We start from the raw sequence: 15,565 nt of genomic DNA on the forward strand, positions 1-15,565 counted from the left end.
AGCGGCCAACCAACCCCTACCTGAAAAAGGATTTACCCCATGAGCCCACTGATTACCCGCGTCCTGTCCACCCGTGCCGGCTACGGTCTGACTGTTCTGCGCATCTTCGTCGGCATTATCTTCGCTGCCCACGGCTCGCAAAAACTCTTCGGTTGGTTTGGCGGCGGTGGTCTGGCGGGAACCGCCCAGTGGATGGAAAGCATCGGCCTGGCGCCGGGCACGCTGATGGCCGTGCTGTCGGGTGGCACCGAGTTCTTTGCCGGCCTGGCGCTGATCATCGGCCTGCTTGCACGCCCAGCAGCTTTGGGCCTGACCTTTCTGACCCTGGTGGCGATCTTTTCGGTGCACATTCATAACGGGCTGTTCATGGCAAACAATGGGTATGAATTCGCCCTGGCCCTGCTTGGCGGCTCGCTGGCGGTGCTGTTCGAAGGTGCCGGCAAACTGTCGGCCGACCGCGCCATCGCCAACTGAGCGTTTCGCACCTCATGAGAGGCCCGCCCTGTGCGGTAATGCTGTTCACTTAAGCGGAGCAGCCTTACGGTCCACTGGGTACCGGGTTTTGGAAATCTTCACCGTCCTTGGCCTTCCCGGCCTTGGGCGGTGATCCAGAAACATTCCTCCTACTCCTCCCCTCAGCTCGCTTAGCCTCCTTCCTGTTGCAGATACCGGATTAGCGGCTGCCATCACTATCAACTGCACCGCTATGTACTGGCAGGCAGGCTTGAACCGTATATCCGAAGGTGCGCGGCCGAACGCTACAGCGGCTTGGCTGGCCTCTCGACGAATAATGTTATAAGCCAGCAAAAGCCCCCAGACCTCCTGATAAATCAGCTCGACTTTCTTACTGCGTAGCGTTACCGCGTTCTGTTGCATCGAGCTTTTGATATCCCTGAAGCCCAGCTCAATCTCCCATCGTTCCAGGTACAGCTCAGCCACAGCTGCGGTGTCGTAGTCCTCGACAGGCAAAGAGGTAAGCAGCGATCTGACTTTTCCATGGCTTTCATAGCTAACTTCACGCACTTCCCAACTCAGGGGCAACTCAGGATTTCGTTTACGTGCCTGAGGAGAAACCTTCATCCGGACGAGACGGTCGTGCTCGCCGTAGCGCTCTACTTCCTCCATGACCAAATTCTTGCGAGCAGGTGTCAGCCAGTGTCGGTTCGCGCCGCCGCCCACCACGCTTAGCAGTAGATCCGCGCCCCAGAAGCCTTTGTCGAACAAGGTGATCGAATTGTCCGGAATTTGCCCCAGAAACGTTTCGGCCAACCGCATTTCACTGCCCCGATAAGGGCTGAGCTGCGCATCGAGGATGACATGCGAACGGACATTCATCAGCGCAACGAGCCGCAGCATCGGAAACGGGGTCTGGCGGTCGGTGCCGGTATTACCGGAGCCGAAATGCTCTCTGAGCTCAGGTGAGTCAGCAGTTCGCAGTAGTGCACCGTCCACCGCGAAGACCTGTAGACCGTTCCAGTCATCTCCCTCGTAGCGCTCGTTGCCCCAATGTTTACCGGTCTGACGGAACAGCGATTCAACTGGGTCAGCGCCCAGCCTTTTGCGAGCTTCAGTTACCCCGCTTCGGGCCAGCAACTGATCAGAAGCCAAGCCTTGCGCGCAGATATTCAAACGCCTGGCGACCTCATGAACAGGCTCATCGCGGAACAGAGCCATGCCCAAAACTAGCCAAAGAACTTGATCGCTCGGCAAACGGCGCCGTCGTATCGTGGCTTGCGCCGAGAGGTTCAGCGCACTCGCTACCCACTCGATAGGGATGTTCTGAGTGAAGGTGCTCAGGTCAGAAAAATTGAAGAGATCGCCGAGGTCGAGCAACTGCTGCTGAATGGGCATAAAAAAATCCGATGCCAGGGGTCTGACATCGGATTCTCTAGAAAGCCCGGCTTGGACTCAAATGCTTAAGTGAACAGCATTACGCCCTGTGCGGGCCTTTTTCGTTGCTCGGGATTCTTGACACTGCCCCGCCAGCTTCTCTAGGATGCTGCTCATGCGCCGATTTAAACAGCTAATTGCGGGGCGCCACTGGACTCGATGCAGTCCGACAGAACCATGCACTCGTCAGGAGGCACGGGTCGAAATACCGCTAAAGCGCTGGTTCGGTGTTGCCTCTCACCTGCCCGCAGACTTTTGAGGCAGAGACACGACACGATGAATGCACTACGCCCCCTGATACGCCTGGCCCCGATCACTGCGGACCTGACTCAACGCAACCCGAAAATCCTCCTGGGCGGCAAGCACCAGCCGACGCTGCTGCGTTACCTGGACGGCTGGCCACGTCGCACCGGGCGGCCTTCGGCGTTCTTGATCCAGTTCGTGGAAGATGGCGACTCCCTGGCCCGTTTTGCCAGTAACAGCTTTGACCTCGCGGTGATCCAGGCGCCGAGTGCGGACAACGCCGAAGAAGTGATCCGCCAACTGACGCGGATTGCCCGGCAAGGGCTGATTGCCCGTCGCTGATTACCAATCCCAAATGTTCAGCTGAAGCCCGCGGGCGGCCATCGGCGTCGACACAGCCAGCGATAACGTACCCAGGCGATCAGGCATAAAACCAGCGGTACCGTTACGATCAGCAGCAGCTTTAGGTTCCGCTCGAAGCGGTGCAGCGGCGCGTACGCCTGAGTCTTGAGGGCATGGAGTTCCATGGGCAGGCGCAGGCGCTCTTTGTTGAGCGCTTGCAATTGGGTATTGGTGTCCACGGCCTGGGTGCCCAAGTGTGTGGGCTGTGGATTCAACCGCTGCCACGCTTGCTCGGTGCGCTCAAGGCGACGTTCCAGTTCTGCGGCCGTTTCCCGATAGGTCTGTGCGGCGGCTTCGCGCATGGGTTCCAGGGTACTGAGTGAATGCGAAGTGAGGCGCGGACGAATATTCGCCAGTTCTGCGGGAGCCGCCAGATTATCCAGGGTATTCAATACGAACTGCACGTTGCTGTTGGCCGTTGTCTGGCTGACAGCGTCCGCGAGTAAATCGGTATCGGCAACTACCACCACCTCGATTCGGGCAGCCTTTTGTAAGCCTGGCGGTTGCCCCCTGAGACCGTCAGGAAATGCCGAGTAGGCCGGCCCCTCCAGGCGAGCGGCGATCACATGGCGCTGACCCGAGGTGGAAGCTTCGTCGATGAGTGAATCGAACGCCGTCGCTGAAGCGAAACGCCCGGCGTCCAGCAGCGCAGACTGCCGGGAGCTTTGCAGCAGCGGGGTGAACGTCATCCGGCTTTTTCGAGTGCGCAAGAGTGCGCCACTGCTTGATACGCTCAGCCTGTCGAGTTTCCAGGTGCTGACGTCGTGCGCGGTCATTGCCAGGCGTGGCAGTTTCAACCTGGCTGGGTGCAATACGGTAGGCAAGCCTGGCCCGAGCGAGGCCGAGGAGGCGTAAAGACTGTCAACCAACAGCTTGTTCGCGGGCATCCGTATGCCCCATGTGGTCAACAGGCCATCCAGCTCGGAGTCTACCGCTAAGGTTTCAGCCCCCATCTCGCTCACCGGGTCGATGAAAACCATCAGCTTGCCGCCGCTTAAGGCAAATTGTTCGATGGCGTAAAGCGTTTGTTCGGCTAACGCCCTTGGCTGCACCACCATCAAGCTACCTATTGATGGAGGTACCTGAGTGATGTTCGCTGCCAACTCCACCAAGTTGAAATGCTCGCGCATTTGCTCCAAAAGGTGCCCGGCGGACTCATCCAACGGCAACCCGGACAGGAGGCCGACGCTGGGACGCTGGGGGTGCATCAATTTATGGATCAGCTGGCTGATTTGATACTCGAGCAACGGCTCGTCGTCGGGGTTGAACGCTTCGATACGTTGCGTGCCCTGGCCGGCACGCGTGCCTATAAGGCCGAGGTATCCCTGTGTGTCATCCAGGCCGAATAAGCTGGCTTTGTAGGCGTCTTCTGAAAAAGGAGTGGGGTCAATAACGTGCAAATTGATCATGCCCTCGGCGGCTGCTTCGAATTCCTGAAGCACGTCTTCTACTCGTTGGCCGAAGCGTTTCATAATGCGGCTTTTCTTCGGTGCAGTAAGCGAGTTGAAATAATACAAGTCCAGCGGGCTATCAAGTGTTGCGAGCAGTTGCCGCGTGGATGGCGATAAGGTGTGAATTTTCTGTTGTGAAAAGTCCCAGCGAATATCGGGTAGTTTGTTTATCCAGACCAGATTGAATGCCAGGAACAGTAACGATATGACGATCAATGTCATACCCGTACGAAGAGCGGATCGCATCAGCGACTTTCCTTCTCAGCTGTTTTTATAGTTGAGTGTGACAATGGATGCAGAGAGAAAAGCAAGGATCATGCTGACAAAATATAAACAGTCATGAAGTGTTATTTTGCCGTTGTCCATTGAGCTGAAGCGGGAAATCGGGTCAAGCCTCATCACGCTATCAACTATCCAGATCGGTGCCTGATGTTCAAGTGCATCCAGGATTGAAGAAAGCCCGCTGATGGTCAGCAGCAAGCCCGTCGTCAATAGGAAAATTACAAGGCGCTGGTGCGTGAGTACACAGATAAAACAACCGGCAGCTAGATAACTTCCTGCCAGCAGCCAGCTTGCCAGAAATTGTGATGCGATTACCCCGTTATCAGGCGTTCCAAGATAATGGGCGGCGATCACTATAGGAAAATTCAACAACAGCGCAGCACTGCATACAGCCCAGGCTGCCAGAAATTTTCCGATCACCCGTTCTGCTGAGGTGACGGGCAGGGTTTTGATCATGTTGGAAAATCCGGCGCTGTGTTCATCAGACCACATGTGCATGGATAAGGTGGGTATCAGTAGCAGATAGAGCCAGGGGTGCAGCTCGAAAAAAGCCTGCAAGTCGCTGCTGTCTCGCTCCATCCAGCGGTAGGTGTGCAATCCCAGCGCCGCACATAGCACCAGGAAAAACGCCACGCTCAGGTAAGTGATGGGGGTGCTGGCATAACTGGCGAGTTGGCGTTTGAAAATGAGGGGCAGCAGTTTCAAGGCGATACCTCGTGGCTCAGAGGGTGAACGACATCGTTCAAGCGACCTGGCTCCAGATGCAGTGACGTTATGTTCCAGCCGCGATGGGTAATGAGTGAATTGATGGCGGGGAAGATGGCGTGCCCGGGCATGGCCAGAACCGTCACTTTGCCTGGGTTCAGACGGTCTTCTTCGATGCCTGCAACCCCTGGTAATACCGCAAGCGCGAGTAAATCCAGGGGCGGATCCGCTGCGAGTGTCACCGCCTGGAAGTGCCGGGAACTGCGCTGCAAATCCTCCAGCGAGGCGTCGATAATCAATCGCCCGTTTGCGATGACCAGGGCGCGGGTGCAGATGTCGGACAGCCAGTCGTAATGGCGGGAGGCAATGATGACGCTCATTTCCTCGTTAAGGGACTGAACAAGCGCCCTGAATTTGAGCCGTTGCTCGGCGTTCATCCCTTCCATGGGCTCGTCCAGCAGGAGCACGCTGGGGGAATGCATAATGGCTTGCGCAATCGCGACTCTGCGCTTCAAGTCCTGGCTGAGCACATCGATGGGGCAGTTGAGTACAGGAAGTAGCTCCAGTCGTGTGGCGACCCGGTCCACGTGCCTGCGTTTTTCGGCACCGCTGAACCCTCGAGCGGCGGCAACGAAGTTGAGGATGCTTTTGACCGACAGCGTGTGATGGGTGATTCCCCCTTGAGGCTGGTAGCCAACGGCTTGCCTGGCGAGAACTGAATCGGTCTGGGTACTGAAACCCTGAATACTGATATGCCCACTGGTGGGCTTGATCATGCCGGAAAGCAAATTCAGCAATGTTGTTTTACCGGCGCCATGCTCGCCCAGCAAACCCACGCATTCCTTGCGTTGGGCACAGAACGAAAAGTCGCTGATCACGCTTTTTTTGCCCAGGTGCTTTGTCAGGTTGCTGACCTCGATCATAGGATTACCGAATCTATTGGGCGGTGCCTGAAGAAAGTTTTGTTAGTGTGTGGCGGTGCCTTAAAAAGACTACGTTCAATACCCGTGCTTGGGAACGCTGGGTGCACTTAATAAGTAAAGTCCTACGTTTGAGTTGATTACGTACTGAAACAATTGTTGTGTGTTGAGTACTTAATAATGGTCGGATATTTGTCTGATATTTATATAAGGTTTTCTTTTTATAATGAGGCCTGACTGCCATGATGCTTCTACGTACCCTTGTTCTTGAGCGCAGCGGCGAGAATGCCCCGGTCAACGGCGCACTGCTGTGTGGGTTCGCTGTCGAACAGACTGCTTCCAACTTCCTGGTGTATAGCCTTGATGAAGAAGCCGAGCCTGGTCATTCCAGGGTGTATATCGCGGCCTTGCGCAAAAAACTCGAGCGGTATTTCCTTGGCGGCGTCGAGTCCAAAGAGGATTTGCAAGTAGCGATGCAAGTCTTCAAGCAAATCCTGATGATGGCGGCGGCATCGGGCAATAAGGACAGCGCCCTCAGCGAATCTCAGGTTCCGTTTCATTTCATTGACCTGAAAGGCTGCAGGTTGCCGCCTGCCAGGCCCGAGGACCATCACTCGGTGATCGTCAAGAAAGCGCTGGTGATGAAGGTGATTACATTGGGCATGTCCGCCCCTGCTGCGCCTGCGATCGAAAGCAGCGCAGTCATCGTGCCTTCCATTCGCTTTTCATCGCAAATGGTTGCACCGCCCCGAGGCAAGAGCCAGCCCAAGTCCGCCCCGCCGCCTGTGGAAGAAGCCCTCGTTGAAGAGCCACCTCATTCACAGGTCACGGAACCCGAGGTGCCGGAGGTGCCGCAGGTGCCAGCCGAACCCCGAGCGCAGTCCGTTCAGGCAGAACACCTCGAAACCCCGTCGTCCTCCCTCTCTCCTAGAGAACATACCTCCATGCTCGAGATAGACAGTACGCTGAGCAATCTCGCAAGGGTTGCCCAGGAATTGACGCAGAAAAAACAGGCCGTTACCGAACGCGAAGAGATGCTTGAACAGTGGCAGACTCGACTGCAACAACAGCAGACCCAGCAGGATGAAAAAAGTCAGGCGTTGGACCAACGCCATTCGCGACTGCAGGAGCAAGAACTGGAGGTGAGTCAAAAGACCGAAAAAATGGTGCTGATGATGTCGCAGCTATCGCTGATGCGACAGCGCCTGCAAGGCACGCTCGTTGAACTGGACCAGGTACTCGATGGGCAGGGCTGAGTCGATGAGCCTGTCGATCTGGAAACTTTGCGCCGTTGATTTATCATCGCTCCCCGCCAGCCGACGCCAGGGTATGATGCCGTGGCCTGTCGACACTAATGGACATTGCCTGGGGATGTGCGCGTTTGAGTACCAAGCTGATTACCAAAGAAGGCCATGAAGCGCTGAAAAAGGAGCTGGACTACCTTTGGCGTGAGAAGCGCCCGGACACGACGCGCAAGGTGACGTGGGCGGCTTCTCTGGGAGATCGCAGCGAAAACGCGGATTACCAGTACAACAAGAAGCTGTTGCGTGAGATCGATCGGCGGGTGCGCTACCTGCGCAAACGCCTCGAAGATATGCGCGTGGTGGAATACATGCCCGAGCAGGAGGGCAAGGTGTTTTTTGGGGCGTGGGTCGATGTCGAGAACGAGCAGGGCGAGACCAAGCGTTTTCGCATTGTGGGGTATGACGAGATCTACGACCGAATGGATTACATCTCTATCGACTCTCCCATGGCGCGTGCGCTGCTGCGCAAGGAGGTGGACGATGAAGCCATCGTGCAGACCCCCGGCGGTGAGGTGTGCTGGTGGATTACCCGGATTGAATATGTGAAATAGCAACGAATGGCGCTTGCTCCGAGTGGAGCAATCGCCATTCGTGTTTCAGCCCTCGCGCAGCACCGTCAGCGGGCTGGCGTTCAACGCACGGCGTGTACCGAACACCCCGGCGCCACCGATCAGCACCGCACCGATCACCGGCAGCAGCAACAGCCAGGGGTGAGGGTGCCAGGCCAGATCGAAGGCATAGCGGTACAGCACCCAGGTCACCAGTTCCGTGCCCAGTGCCGCCAGCAAACCACTGACCGCCCCCAGCAGGCCGAACTCGATGCGCCGGGCCTTGATCAGCAGCCTGCGCTCGGCCCCCAGTGCACGCAACAGCGCACCCTGGCGGATTCGCTCGTCCAGGGTGGCCTGCAAACCGGAAAACAGCACGGCCATGCCCGCGGCGAGCACGAACAGCAGCACGTATTCCACCGCCAGGGTCACCTGGGCGAGGATGCTGCGCAGCTGTTCCAGCAGGGCCTCGACCTGCAGGATAGTGACGGCCGGAAAGGCTCGGGACAGGTCGACGATCTGTTGGTCATGCCCAGGCGCCAGGTAGAAGCTGGTCAGGTAGGTGGTCGGCAAATCCTTCAAGGTGCCCGGTTGGAAGATCATGAAGAAGTTGGGCTGGAAGTTGTCCCAGTTGATGGTTCGCAGGCTGGTGACCCGGGCCTCGCGATTCTCCCCGCCGATGGTGAATACCAGATGGTCGTTGAGCTTGAGTTTCAGGCTTTCAGCCACCTTGGCTTCCACCGACACCCCGGGAATGTCATCGCCCGGTTGCGCGGTCCACCAGGCACCCGCCGTCAGTACGTTACCTGGGGGCAAGTCGGCCGCCCAGGTCAGGCTCAGGTCCCGTTGCACAGCGCGATCACCGCTGGAATCCTTGCTGACAATCTCTTGTACGGGTTCGCCGTTGATGCTGATCAGCCGACCGGGCACGACGGGATAGAGCGGTGCCGATTGCGCCTGGACTTCCAGAAGGCGGGCGCCAAAGGCGTCTTTGTCGGCTGGCAGGATATTGAGCGCGAAGTAGTTGGGCGCATCCTTGGGCAATTGGTTCTGCCAGGTGTCGAGCAGTTCACCGCGTAGCAGGGCGATCAACCCCATGGACAACAGGATCAAGCCAAACGCCAGGGACTGGCCGGCGGCGGCCAGTGGATGGCGCAGCAATTGGCCCAGGCCCAGTCGCCACGGCAAGGAGGCGCGCGCAAGTAACCGGCGCAGGCTTTGCAATAACAGCAGCAACAACCCGACGAGGATCAGTGCGGCTACCACGCCGCCGCCCAATAACGCGAAGGTCAACACCAGGTCGAGGCTCAGGCGCCACATGATCAGGCCCAGGGCGAAGAGCGCCGCCCCATAAACCATCCAGGTGCTCGAGGGGATAGGCAGCAGGTCGCGACGCAGTACCCGCAGTGGCGGCACCCGGCCCAGTGCGGCCAGGGGCGGCAGGGCGAAGCCGGCGAGGGCGACCAGCCCGGTGCCGATCCCTGCAACGGCCGGTAGCAGCCCGCCGGGTGGCACGTCTGCGGGCAACAGGTCGTGCAGGAAGTAGAACAGACCAAATTGCGCGAGCCAGCCGAGGAGGGCGCCGGCCAGGCTCGCCAACAGGCCCAGTACGCTCAGTTGCAGGCTGAACAGCAGCATGGTTTCGCGTCGTGACAAGCCCAGGCAGCGCAGCAGGGCGCTGGCGTCGAAGCGGCGGCTGGCAAAGCGGTTGGCCGACAGCGCCACGGCCACGCCGGCCAGTAACACCGCCACCAGGCTGGCCATATTCAGGTAACGCTCGGCCTTGCCCAGGGCACCGCCGATCTGCTGGTTACCATCGCGCGAGTCCTGCAGGCGCTGGTTGGCCGCGAGGCCCGGCTTGACCAGGTCGCGATAGGTTTGCAGCGCCGTGCTGCCGGGCGGTGCGCGCCACAGTTCGCGATAGCTCACGCGGCTGCCAGGCTGGACTACGCCGGTGGCGTCCAGGTCCGCCAGGTTGATCATTACCCTGGGCGTGAGGCTGTAGAAATTGCCGGCGCGGTCGGGCTCGTACGTCAGTATGCGTGCCAGGCGCAGGGTCTTCATGCCCACGTCGATGCTGTCGCCGACCTTCAGGTCCAGCGCTGTCAGCAGCCGCGCCTCCACCCAGGCTTCACCGGGTTTGGGGCCGCCGCCTGGGGTTTCGGCGCCAAAGGGCTCACCCGTACTTTTGAGTTCGCCACGTAGCGGATACTGCTCGTTGACCGCCTTGATACTGGAGAGCTGGATGCCGTTGTCCGCAGCGATAACGCTGGAAAATTCGACGATGCGCGCATGATCCAGGCCCAGTTCGGTGCCGGACCTGACCTGCTCGGGGCGGGCCGGCGAGCTGCCTTCGAGTATCAGGTCCGCGCCCAGGAACTCGGTGGCGCGCAACAGCATGGCGCCGTTGAGACGTGCGCCGAAATAGCCGATAGCGGTGCTGGCGGACACGGCCACCAGCAGGGCGAAGAACAATACACGCAGTTCACCGGCGCGGGCATCGCGCAGTAATTGGCGCATGGCAAGGCTGAACAGACGTAACAACGGCAGGCGTGCCATCAAGGCTCCAGGGGCGCGACCATCAGGCCGGCTTCAAGGCGGATCAGGCGTCGGCAACGATGGGCCAGGCGCTCGTCATGGGTGACCAGTACCAAGGTCGTGCCGCTCTCTTTATTGAGTTCGAACAGCAGGTCGCTGATGCGCTCGCCGGTGTGGCTGTCGAGGTTGCCGGTGGGCTCGTCGGCAAACAGTACGTCCGGCTCGGCGGCAAACGCGCGAGCAATCGCCACACGTTGCTGCTCGCCGCCGGACAGCTGGCGCGGCGAATGGGTCAGGCGCTTGCCAAGGCCGACGCGCTCCAGCAGGTGCGTGGCGCGCTCGCGGGCATCTTTGCGGCCGTCGAGCTCCAGTGGCAGCATGACGTTTTCCAGTGCATTGAGGCTGTCGAGCAACTGAAAGGACTGGAACACGAAGCCCACGTGTTCGGCACGGATCCGCGCGCGCTGGTCTTCGTCCAGGCTGCTCAACGCTTGGCCCGCCAGGGTGACTTCACCCCTGCTGGGCAGGTCAAGGCCGGCCAGCAGGCCGAGGAGGGTGGATTTGCCGGAACCGGAGCTGCCGACGATAGCCAGGCTATCGCCCTTGTTCAGTTCCAGGCTCAGTTCGTGCAGGATAGTCAGTTCACCTTCCGCGCTGGGAACCACTTTGCTGAGGTTTCGCGCGGTGAGAATGCTTGCGCCCATGGAGAATCCGATGCGAATGTGGTTTTTGAGTGCTGGCCTGGCCTTGATGTGCATGGCCCAGAACGCAGCGGCGGGTACAGTCCTGATCGTTGGCGATAGTATCAGTGCCGGTTTCGGCCTGGATACCCGCAAAGGGTGGGTTGCCCTGCTGGAGCAACGGCTCAAGCAGGAGGGTTTTGACGATAAAGTGGTGAATGCTTCGATCAGTGGCGACACCAGTGCCGGAGGCCTCGCGCGGTTGCCTGCGGCGCTTGCAGCGCATAAACCGGATGTGGTGGTGATCGAATTGGGCGGCAACGATGGGCTGCGTGGTCAGCCACCGGCGCAATTGAAACAAAATCTTGCTTCGATGATTCAGGCGTCCCAGGACAGCGGTGCCAAGGTGCTGCTGCTGGGCATGCAGATTCCTCCCAACTATGGCAAGCGTTACGTCGAAGCGTTCGCCAAGGTATTCGGCGAGGTAGCAGAGGAAAAAAAGGTGCCGCTGGTACCGTTTTTCCTGGAGGGGGTGGGCGGTCATCCCGACCTGATGCAAGCGGACGGCCTGCACCCGGCAGTCCCGGCCCAGGGCAAGTTGCTGGAAAATGTCTGGCCAACGCTAAAACCGCTGTTATGACGCTTTTCTACCGGCAGGCTTTCGGCTAAGGTGGCGCCCCCCCGATTTGGAGCCCCTGATGTCGCGTCCTGCCTGGTCCCTGTTTAATTACCAACTGATCGAGCCGGACGAACAGCTGGATCTGTTCGCCTGCCAGGAAGTCCGGGTGCATCTGGTGGCGCGTCAACTGGAGTTGGGCGGCTCGATTGATCGCACGCTCTGCGGCACCTTATTGCCGGCGCAACCGCTCTGGTCCTCGGTGGATCGTTCGATCTTCCAGGACCAGCGGCTGTGCCCGTTGTGCAGGGCGATTCTCGAGTCGCAAAAGCGCGGTACACCGCCGATCTGGCCAGAGCTGCGCTTCGAGCTCTAGCGCGGTCGGCTTGATGCCAGGCGCTCGCTTCACGTATACAATCAGTTTTTTCCTACCGTCGTCTGCGAAGGATTTTCCGGATGTTGTCGCGCCTCTCCGTCGTTACCTGCTGCCTGTCTCTTGCTGCGCTCTGTGCGGCCGGCGCGGCGCAAGCCTTGCAGTTGCCGTTGCCGCCCCCTGGTGAGGACATCGTCGGCCAGGTCCAGGTGATCAAGGCCAAATACGAAGATACGTTTGCCGACCTGGGCACCACGTATGACCTGGGGTATTCGGAAATGGTCGCGGCCAACCCGGGCGTCGATGCCTGGCTGCCAGGCGCGGGAACGGACATCGTGCTGCCGACGCGTTTCATCCTGCCGCCGGGCCCGCGCGAAGGCATTGTGATCAACCTTGCGGAGTATCGGCTCTACTACTACCCCAAGGGCCAGAACGTGGTCTACACCTTTCCGTTGGGGATTGGTCGTGAAGGCTGGGGCTCGCCCATTGCCCATACCAGCATCATCGCGAAGACGCCGAACCCCACCTGGACACCGCCTGCCTCGATCAAGGCCGAACACGCCGCCAACGGTGACCCGCTGCCCAACGTGGTGCCTGCCGGCCCCGACAACCCGTTGGGCCCGTTCAAGTTCACCCTGGGCACGCCGGGTTATCTGATTCATGGCTCCAACATGAAATTTGGTATCGGCACGCGTACCAGCCACGGTTGCTTCCGTATGTTCAACAACAACGTGTTGGAAATGGCCAGCATGGTGCCGGTCGGCACCTCGGTACGCATCATCAACGACGCCTATAAGTTCGGCAGCGCCGGCGGCAAGGTCTACCTGGAAGCCCATACGCCGTTGAACGACGATGGCACGCCGTCAGTGGTCGACAAGCACACGGCGGTGATCAATGCCTTGCTCAAGCGTGAAGACCTGGCCAATAGCCTGCGGGTGAATTGGGATCAGGTGCGTGATGTGGTGGCGGCGGAGGATGGTTTGCCGACAGAAATCGGTGTGCCTGGCGTCGCGCCTGTCGCGTCCAGCGCGCCAGTTGATTTTCAATAGACGCCCCAAGCCCTAATGCCAGTCAGTTAAGGCTTTTGTAGGAGCGAGCTTGCTCGCGAAGAACTCAGGGCCACCGCGTTTATCCAGAATGAACGTGTTGCCTAGACGTTTTTCGCGAGCAAGCTCGCTCCTACAGTGACCCTCTTTCGCTTTACTGACCGGCATTACCCCAAGCCCGCTCCTGCTGCCTGGCGCAGCGGATTTCAGGCAAAAAAAAGCCGACCCATAAATGGATCGGCTTGATAACAACCCCGAGGGATTATTACTTGCGGCTTGCTTTTTCAAGCATGCGCAGAGCGCGCTCGTTAGCTTCGTCAGCAGTCTGTTGTGCTTTTTGAGCAGCAGCCAGCGCTTCATCAGCTTTACGGTAGGCTTCGTCTGCACGAGCCTGGGAGCGAGCTGCTGCGTCTTCCGTTGCAGTCAGACGAGCTTCGGTTTCTTTGGAGACGCTGCTGCAACCGGTAGCCAGAACTGCGGCCAGAGCCAGAGCAGAGAATTTCAGAACGTTGTTCATCGTGTTCCCCTTCAAGGACTTTCTATTAGATGGCTACTGTCTCAGAGTGAGCTAATAGCCGGCGTACATACTACCCATTACTTGTAGTAAGTAAACTGACGTAGCGCAAGAAGCAAAAAAAATTCTTGCACCGAATCTATTTTGGCTAATCTTTTGAAGGTTTGTATAAAAACCCGCCAGATTTTTTCATTCTGCCGAAGATTGGATCCAGGCTGAAAGGGCCGGCCCGCATGCGTCGAGCGGTGTAAATAGATGAAATTTTATATATCCAAGCCGGCACTTTCGTTGCGGTGGGTTGTCTCGCACCGGGCATCTTTCGCTCATCTAGAGGTGACTTTAACGACGCCAGTTCGTCTCACGCTTCAACTGCCGGCAATGTTCAGGCGTTCGATCACCGGGTGATCGAGGCCCTTTCTAATATTGCACCTGTGGCAGGGGATGACGAGTGTGCCTTGAGCAATTGCTGGATTGGTGCCTACTATTCCCTACGTGCAGGTGTGAGCGCTCAGGGTTTTCTCGTTGTCGAAACCGGCACGGGGTGGCGTAGATGTTCCTTCGCCGGAAAAACATCGGTAAGGTAGGGTCAATATTCAAGACCCGCGAGGAGTAGTGATGAGCGAGGCGTTGTCCATCCACCATGACCAGGCTGGTCATCAGTTCGAGACCAATGTGGACGGTCATCGTGCCTATCTGACCTACATGGACCTCGGGAAACAGACCCTGGATATCTATCGTACGTTTGTGCCCAACGCGTTGCGTGGGCGTGGCATTGCGGCCGCGTTGACTGAAGAAGCGTTGAAGTTCGCCGAAGAGTCAGGCTACACGGTCATCCCGTCCTGCTCTTATGTGGAACGCTACATGGAGCGCCACCAGCGCCATGCCGCTAAGCTCTGAACGGGCAGCCATAAAAAAACGCCGGGTTTAGCCCGGCGTTTTTGTGTGTGCCTGATTCAGCTTCAGGTGCGTTTGCGATTGGGCAATACGTCCTTGAGCTTGGCGTGCATGCTGCGCAGGGTGTTCTCGGTTGCGGCCCAGTCGATGCACGCATCGGTGATCGACACGCCGTACTGCAAGTCGGCCAGGTCTTTAGGAATGGCCTGGCAACCCCAGTTCAGGTGGCTCTCGACCATCAAGCCGATGATCGACTGGTTGCCTTCGAGGATCTGGTTGGCGACGTTTTCCATCACCAGCGGCTGCAGGGCCGGGTCCTTGTTGGAGTTGGCGTGGCTGCAATCAACCATGATGTTGGGCTTGATCCCGGCCTTGTTCAGCGCCTGTTCGCACAGTGCGACGCTGACCGAGTCATAGTTGGGCTTGCCATTGCCGCCGCGCAGTACCACGTGACCGTAGGCGTTGCCCTTGGTCGTGACGATGGACACGCCGCCTTCCTGGTTGATGCCCAGGAAGCGGTGAGGGCTGGAGACCGATTGCAGCGCGTTGATCGCCACCGTCAGGCCGCCGTCGGTGCCGTTCTTGAAGCCCACGGCCGAGGACAGGCCGGACGCCATTTCGCGGTGCGTCTGGGACTCGGTGGTGCGAGCGCCGATGGCCGACCAGCTGATCAGGTCCTGCAGGTACTGCGGGGAAATCGGGTCCAGCGCTTCGGTAGCGGTGGGCAGGCCCATTTCCGCCAGGTCCAGCAGCAGTTGACGACCGATGTGCAAGCCGTCCTGGATCTTGAACGAGTCGTCCAGGTACGGGTCGTTGATCAAGCCTTTCCAGCCAACCGTTGTACGCGGCTTCTCGAAATACACGCGCATCACCAGGTACAAGGTGTCGGACACTTCCGCTGCCAGCACCTTGAGGCGTTCGGCGTATTCGTGGGCCGCCTTGAGGTCGTGGATCGAGCAAGGCCCGATCACGACGAAGAGGCGGTGGTCGGTGCCGTCGAGAATGTCACGGATGACTTCGCGGCCCTTGGTGACGGTCTGCAGGGCAGCGTCGCTCAGGGGGATTTCGCGCTTGAGCTGATCGGGCGTGATCAGGGTCTCGTTGGATTCAACGTTAAGGTCATTGATCGGTAAATCAGCCATCGTGTTACTCGTCAGGG

Annotated in this window: 16 protein-coding genes; 8 read left to right on the forward strand and 8 right to left on the reverse strand. The window is 58.8% G+C overall.

All coding sequences use genetic code 11. The annotated features are described in order from the left end of the window. Positions 1–39 precede the first annotated feature (39 nt). A complete protein-coding gene (locus C4J92_RS08145; protein ID WP_124357637.1) occupies positions 40–474 on the forward strand; it encodes a DoxX family protein in 435 nt (144 codons plus the stop codon). A 45-nt stretch (positions 475–519) separates the two neighbouring features. Here the strand turns inward: C4J92_RS08145 and C4J92_RS08150 are convergent, their stop codons facing one another. Next, the gene (locus C4J92_RS08150) at positions 520–1,851 is read right to left on the reverse strand and encodes an IS4 family transposase (RefSeq protein ID WP_372238380.1); all 1,332 of its coding nucleotides are present in this window, start codon (positions 1,849–1,851) and stop codon (positions 520–522) included. 315 nt (positions 1,852–2,166) lie between these two features. On the opposite strand from C4J92_RS08150, the gene C4J92_RS08155 reads away from it, so the two are divergent. Beyond that, positions 2,167–2,475: a class I SAM-dependent methyltransferase gene (locus C4J92_RS08155; RefSeq protein WP_124366363.1), complete on the forward strand. Its 309-nt coding sequence runs from the start codon at positions 2,167–2,169 to the stop codon at positions 2,473–2,475. 17 nt (positions 2,476–2,492) lie between these two features. Here C4J92_RS08155 and C4J92_RS08160 read toward each other — a convergent pair whose 3' ends face one another. The 3 genes from C4J92_RS08160 to C4J92_RS08170 are packed head-to-tail and all read right to left on the reverse strand — an operon-like array spanning position 2,493 to position 5,896. Then, the gene (locus tag C4J92_RS08160; RefSeq protein ID WP_124403503.1) at positions 2,493–4,232 is read right to left on the reverse strand and encodes a Gldg family protein; all 1,740 of its coding nucleotides are present in this window, start codon (positions 4,230–4,232) and stop codon (positions 2,493–2,495) included. Positions 4,233–4,247: 15 nt separating this feature from the next. Then, positions 4,248–4,973: an ABC transporter permease gene (locus C4J92_RS08165; protein WP_124403504.1), complete on the reverse strand. Its 726-nt coding sequence runs from the start codon at positions 4,971–4,973 to the stop codon at positions 4,248–4,250. Beyond that, complete coding sequence (locus C4J92_RS08170) at positions 4,970–5,896, reverse strand: ABC transporter ATP-binding protein (protein WP_124403505.1); 927 nt, start codon at positions 5,894–5,896, stop codon at positions 4,970–4,972. Before C4J92_RS08170 ends, C4J92_RS08165 begins: the two co-directional genes overlap by 4 nt. Before the next feature lie 239 nt (positions 5,897–6,135). Between C4J92_RS08170 and C4J92_RS08175 the strand changes: the two genes are divergently transcribed. Both C4J92_RS08175 and greB read left to right on the forward strand, forming a co-directional pair. Beyond that, positions 6,136–7,149 (forward strand): hypothetical protein, encoded by a 1,014-nt coding sequence (locus C4J92_RS08175; RefSeq protein ID WP_124403506.1) that lies wholly within the window; start codon positions 6,136–6,138, stop codon positions 7,147–7,149. Positions 7,150–7,274: 125 nt separating this feature from the next. Next, positions 7,275–7,748, forward strand: coding sequence for a transcription elongation factor GreB (gene greB, locus C4J92_RS08180; protein WP_065892558.1), 474 nt, complete (start codon positions 7,275–7,277; stop codon positions 7,746–7,748). Positions 7,749–7,793: 45 nt separating this feature from the next. Here the strand turns inward: greB and C4J92_RS08185 are convergent, their stop codons facing one another. Together C4J92_RS08185 and C4J92_RS08190 are read right to left on the reverse strand one after the other, a co-directional pair. Continuing rightward, a complete protein-coding gene (locus tag C4J92_RS08185) occupies positions 7,794–10,304 on the reverse strand; it encodes an ABC transporter permease (protein WP_124403507.1) in 2,511 nt (836 codons plus the stop codon). After that, positions 10,304–10,987: an ABC transporter ATP-binding protein gene (locus C4J92_RS08190; RefSeq protein WP_124403508.1), complete on the reverse strand. Its 684-nt coding sequence runs from the start codon at positions 10,985–10,987 to the stop codon at positions 10,304–10,306. Before C4J92_RS08190 ends, C4J92_RS08185 begins: the two co-directional genes overlap by 1 nt. Before the next feature lie 10 nt (positions 10,988–10,997). Between C4J92_RS08190 and C4J92_RS08195 the strand changes: the two genes are divergently transcribed. The 3 genes from C4J92_RS08195 to C4J92_RS08205 all read left to right on the forward strand — a co-directional run bounded on the left by C4J92_RS08195 (position 10,998) and on the right by C4J92_RS08205 (position 13,001). Beyond that, on the forward strand, positions 10,998–11,603 hold the full coding sequence (locus C4J92_RS08195; protein WP_124366369.1) for an arylesterase: 606 nt from the start codon (positions 10,998–11,000) through the stop codon (positions 11,601–11,603). A 58-nt stretch (positions 11,604–11,661) separates the two neighbouring features. Beyond that, positions 11,662–11,955 (forward strand): hypothetical protein, encoded by a 294-nt coding sequence (locus tag C4J92_RS08200; RefSeq protein ID WP_057722836.1) that lies wholly within the window; start codon positions 11,662–11,664, stop codon positions 11,953–11,955. Between the two features lie 80 nt (positions 11,956–12,035). Beyond that, entirely contained in the window at positions 12,036–13,001 is a 966-nt protein-coding gene (locus C4J92_RS08205) for a L,D-transpeptidase family protein (RefSeq protein ID WP_124370118.1), read from the forward strand. A 262-nt stretch (positions 13,002–13,263) separates the two neighbouring features. Here C4J92_RS08205 and oprI read toward each other — a convergent pair whose 3' ends face one another. Beyond that, positions 13,264–13,515 (reverse strand): outer membrane lipoprotei OprI, encoded by a 252-nt coding sequence (gene oprI / locus C4J92_RS08210; protein WP_003172710.1) that lies wholly within the window; start codon positions 13,513–13,515, stop codon positions 13,264–13,266. 612 nt (positions 13,516–14,127) lie between these two features. Here oprI and C4J92_RS08215 point away from each other — a divergent pair. Then, on the forward strand, positions 14,128–14,409 hold the full coding sequence (locus tag C4J92_RS08215; RefSeq protein ID WP_003233387.1) for a GNAT family N-acetyltransferase: 282 nt from the start codon (positions 14,128–14,130) through the stop codon (positions 14,407–14,409). Between the two features lie 62 nt (positions 14,410–14,471). Here C4J92_RS08215 and C4J92_RS08220 read toward each other — a convergent pair whose 3' ends face one another. Next, positions 14,472–15,548 (reverse strand): 3-deoxy-7-phosphoheptulonate synthase, encoded by a 1,077-nt coding sequence (locus tag C4J92_RS08220; protein ID WP_124361897.1) that lies wholly within the window; start codon positions 15,546–15,548, stop codon positions 14,472–14,474. Positions 15,549–15,565: the final 17 nt, after the last annotated feature.

Source organism: Pseudomonas sp. R3-18-08, from assembly GCF_003852065.1.
In the GTDB taxonomy this organism is placed as follows: domain Bacteria; phylum Pseudomonadota; class Gammaproteobacteria; order Pseudomonadales; family Pseudomonadaceae; genus Aquipseudomonas.

Excerpts from the sequence above, each read along its gene's own strand:
- C4J92_RS08175 (WP_124403506.1), top strand. The coding sequence starts at position 6,136 with ATGATGCTTCTACGTACCCTTGTTCTTGAGCGCAGCGGCGAGAATGCC.
- C4J92_RS08170 (WP_124403505.1), bottom strand. The coding sequence starts at position 5,896 with ATGATCGAGGTCAGCAACCTGACAAAGCACCTGGGCAAAAAAAGCGTG.
- C4J92_RS08220 (WP_124361897.1), bottom strand. The coding sequence starts at position 15,548 with ATGGCTGATTTACCGATCAATGACCTTAACGTTGAATCCAACGAGACC.
- C4J92_RS08195 (WP_124366369.1), top strand. The coding sequence starts at position 10,998 with ATGCGAATGTGGTTTTTGAGTGCTGGCCTGGCCTTGATGTGCATGGCC.
- C4J92_RS08205 (WP_124370118.1), top strand. The coding sequence starts at position 12,036 with ATGTTGTCGCGCCTCTCCGTCGTTACCTGCTGCCTGTCTCTTGCTGCG.
- C4J92_RS08215 (WP_003233387.1), top strand. The coding sequence starts at position 14,128 with ATGAGCGAGGCGTTGTCCATCCACCATGACCAGGCTGGTCATCAGTTC.
- C4J92_RS08145 (WP_124357637.1), top strand. The coding sequence starts at position 40 with ATGAGCCCACTGATTACCCGCGTCCTGTCCACCCGTGCCGGCTACGGT.
- C4J92_RS08150 (WP_372238380.1), bottom strand. The coding sequence starts at position 1,851 with ATGCCCATTCAGCAGCAGTTGCTCGACCTCGGCGATCTCTTCAATTTT.
- C4J92_RS08190 (WP_124403508.1), bottom strand. The coding sequence starts at position 10,987 with ATGGGCGCAAGCATTCTCACCGCGCGAAACCTCAGCAAAGTGGTTCCC.
- C4J92_RS08160 (WP_124403503.1), bottom strand. The coding sequence starts at position 4,232 with ATGCGATCCGCTCTTCGTACGGGTATGACATTGATCGTCATATCGTTA.
- oprI (WP_003172710.1), bottom strand. The coding sequence starts at position 13,515 with ATGAACAACGTTCTGAAATTCTCTGCTCTGGCTCTGGCCGCAGTTCTG.
- C4J92_RS08200 (WP_057722836.1), top strand. The coding sequence starts at position 11,662 with ATGTCGCGTCCTGCCTGGTCCCTGTTTAATTACCAACTGATCGAGCCG.
- C4J92_RS08155 (WP_124366363.1), top strand. The coding sequence starts at position 2,167 with ATGAATGCACTACGCCCCCTGATACGCCTGGCCCCGATCACTGCGGAC.
- C4J92_RS08185 (WP_124403507.1), bottom strand. The coding sequence starts at position 10,304 with ATGGCACGCCTGCCGTTGTTACGTCTGTTCAGCCTTGCCATGCGCCAA.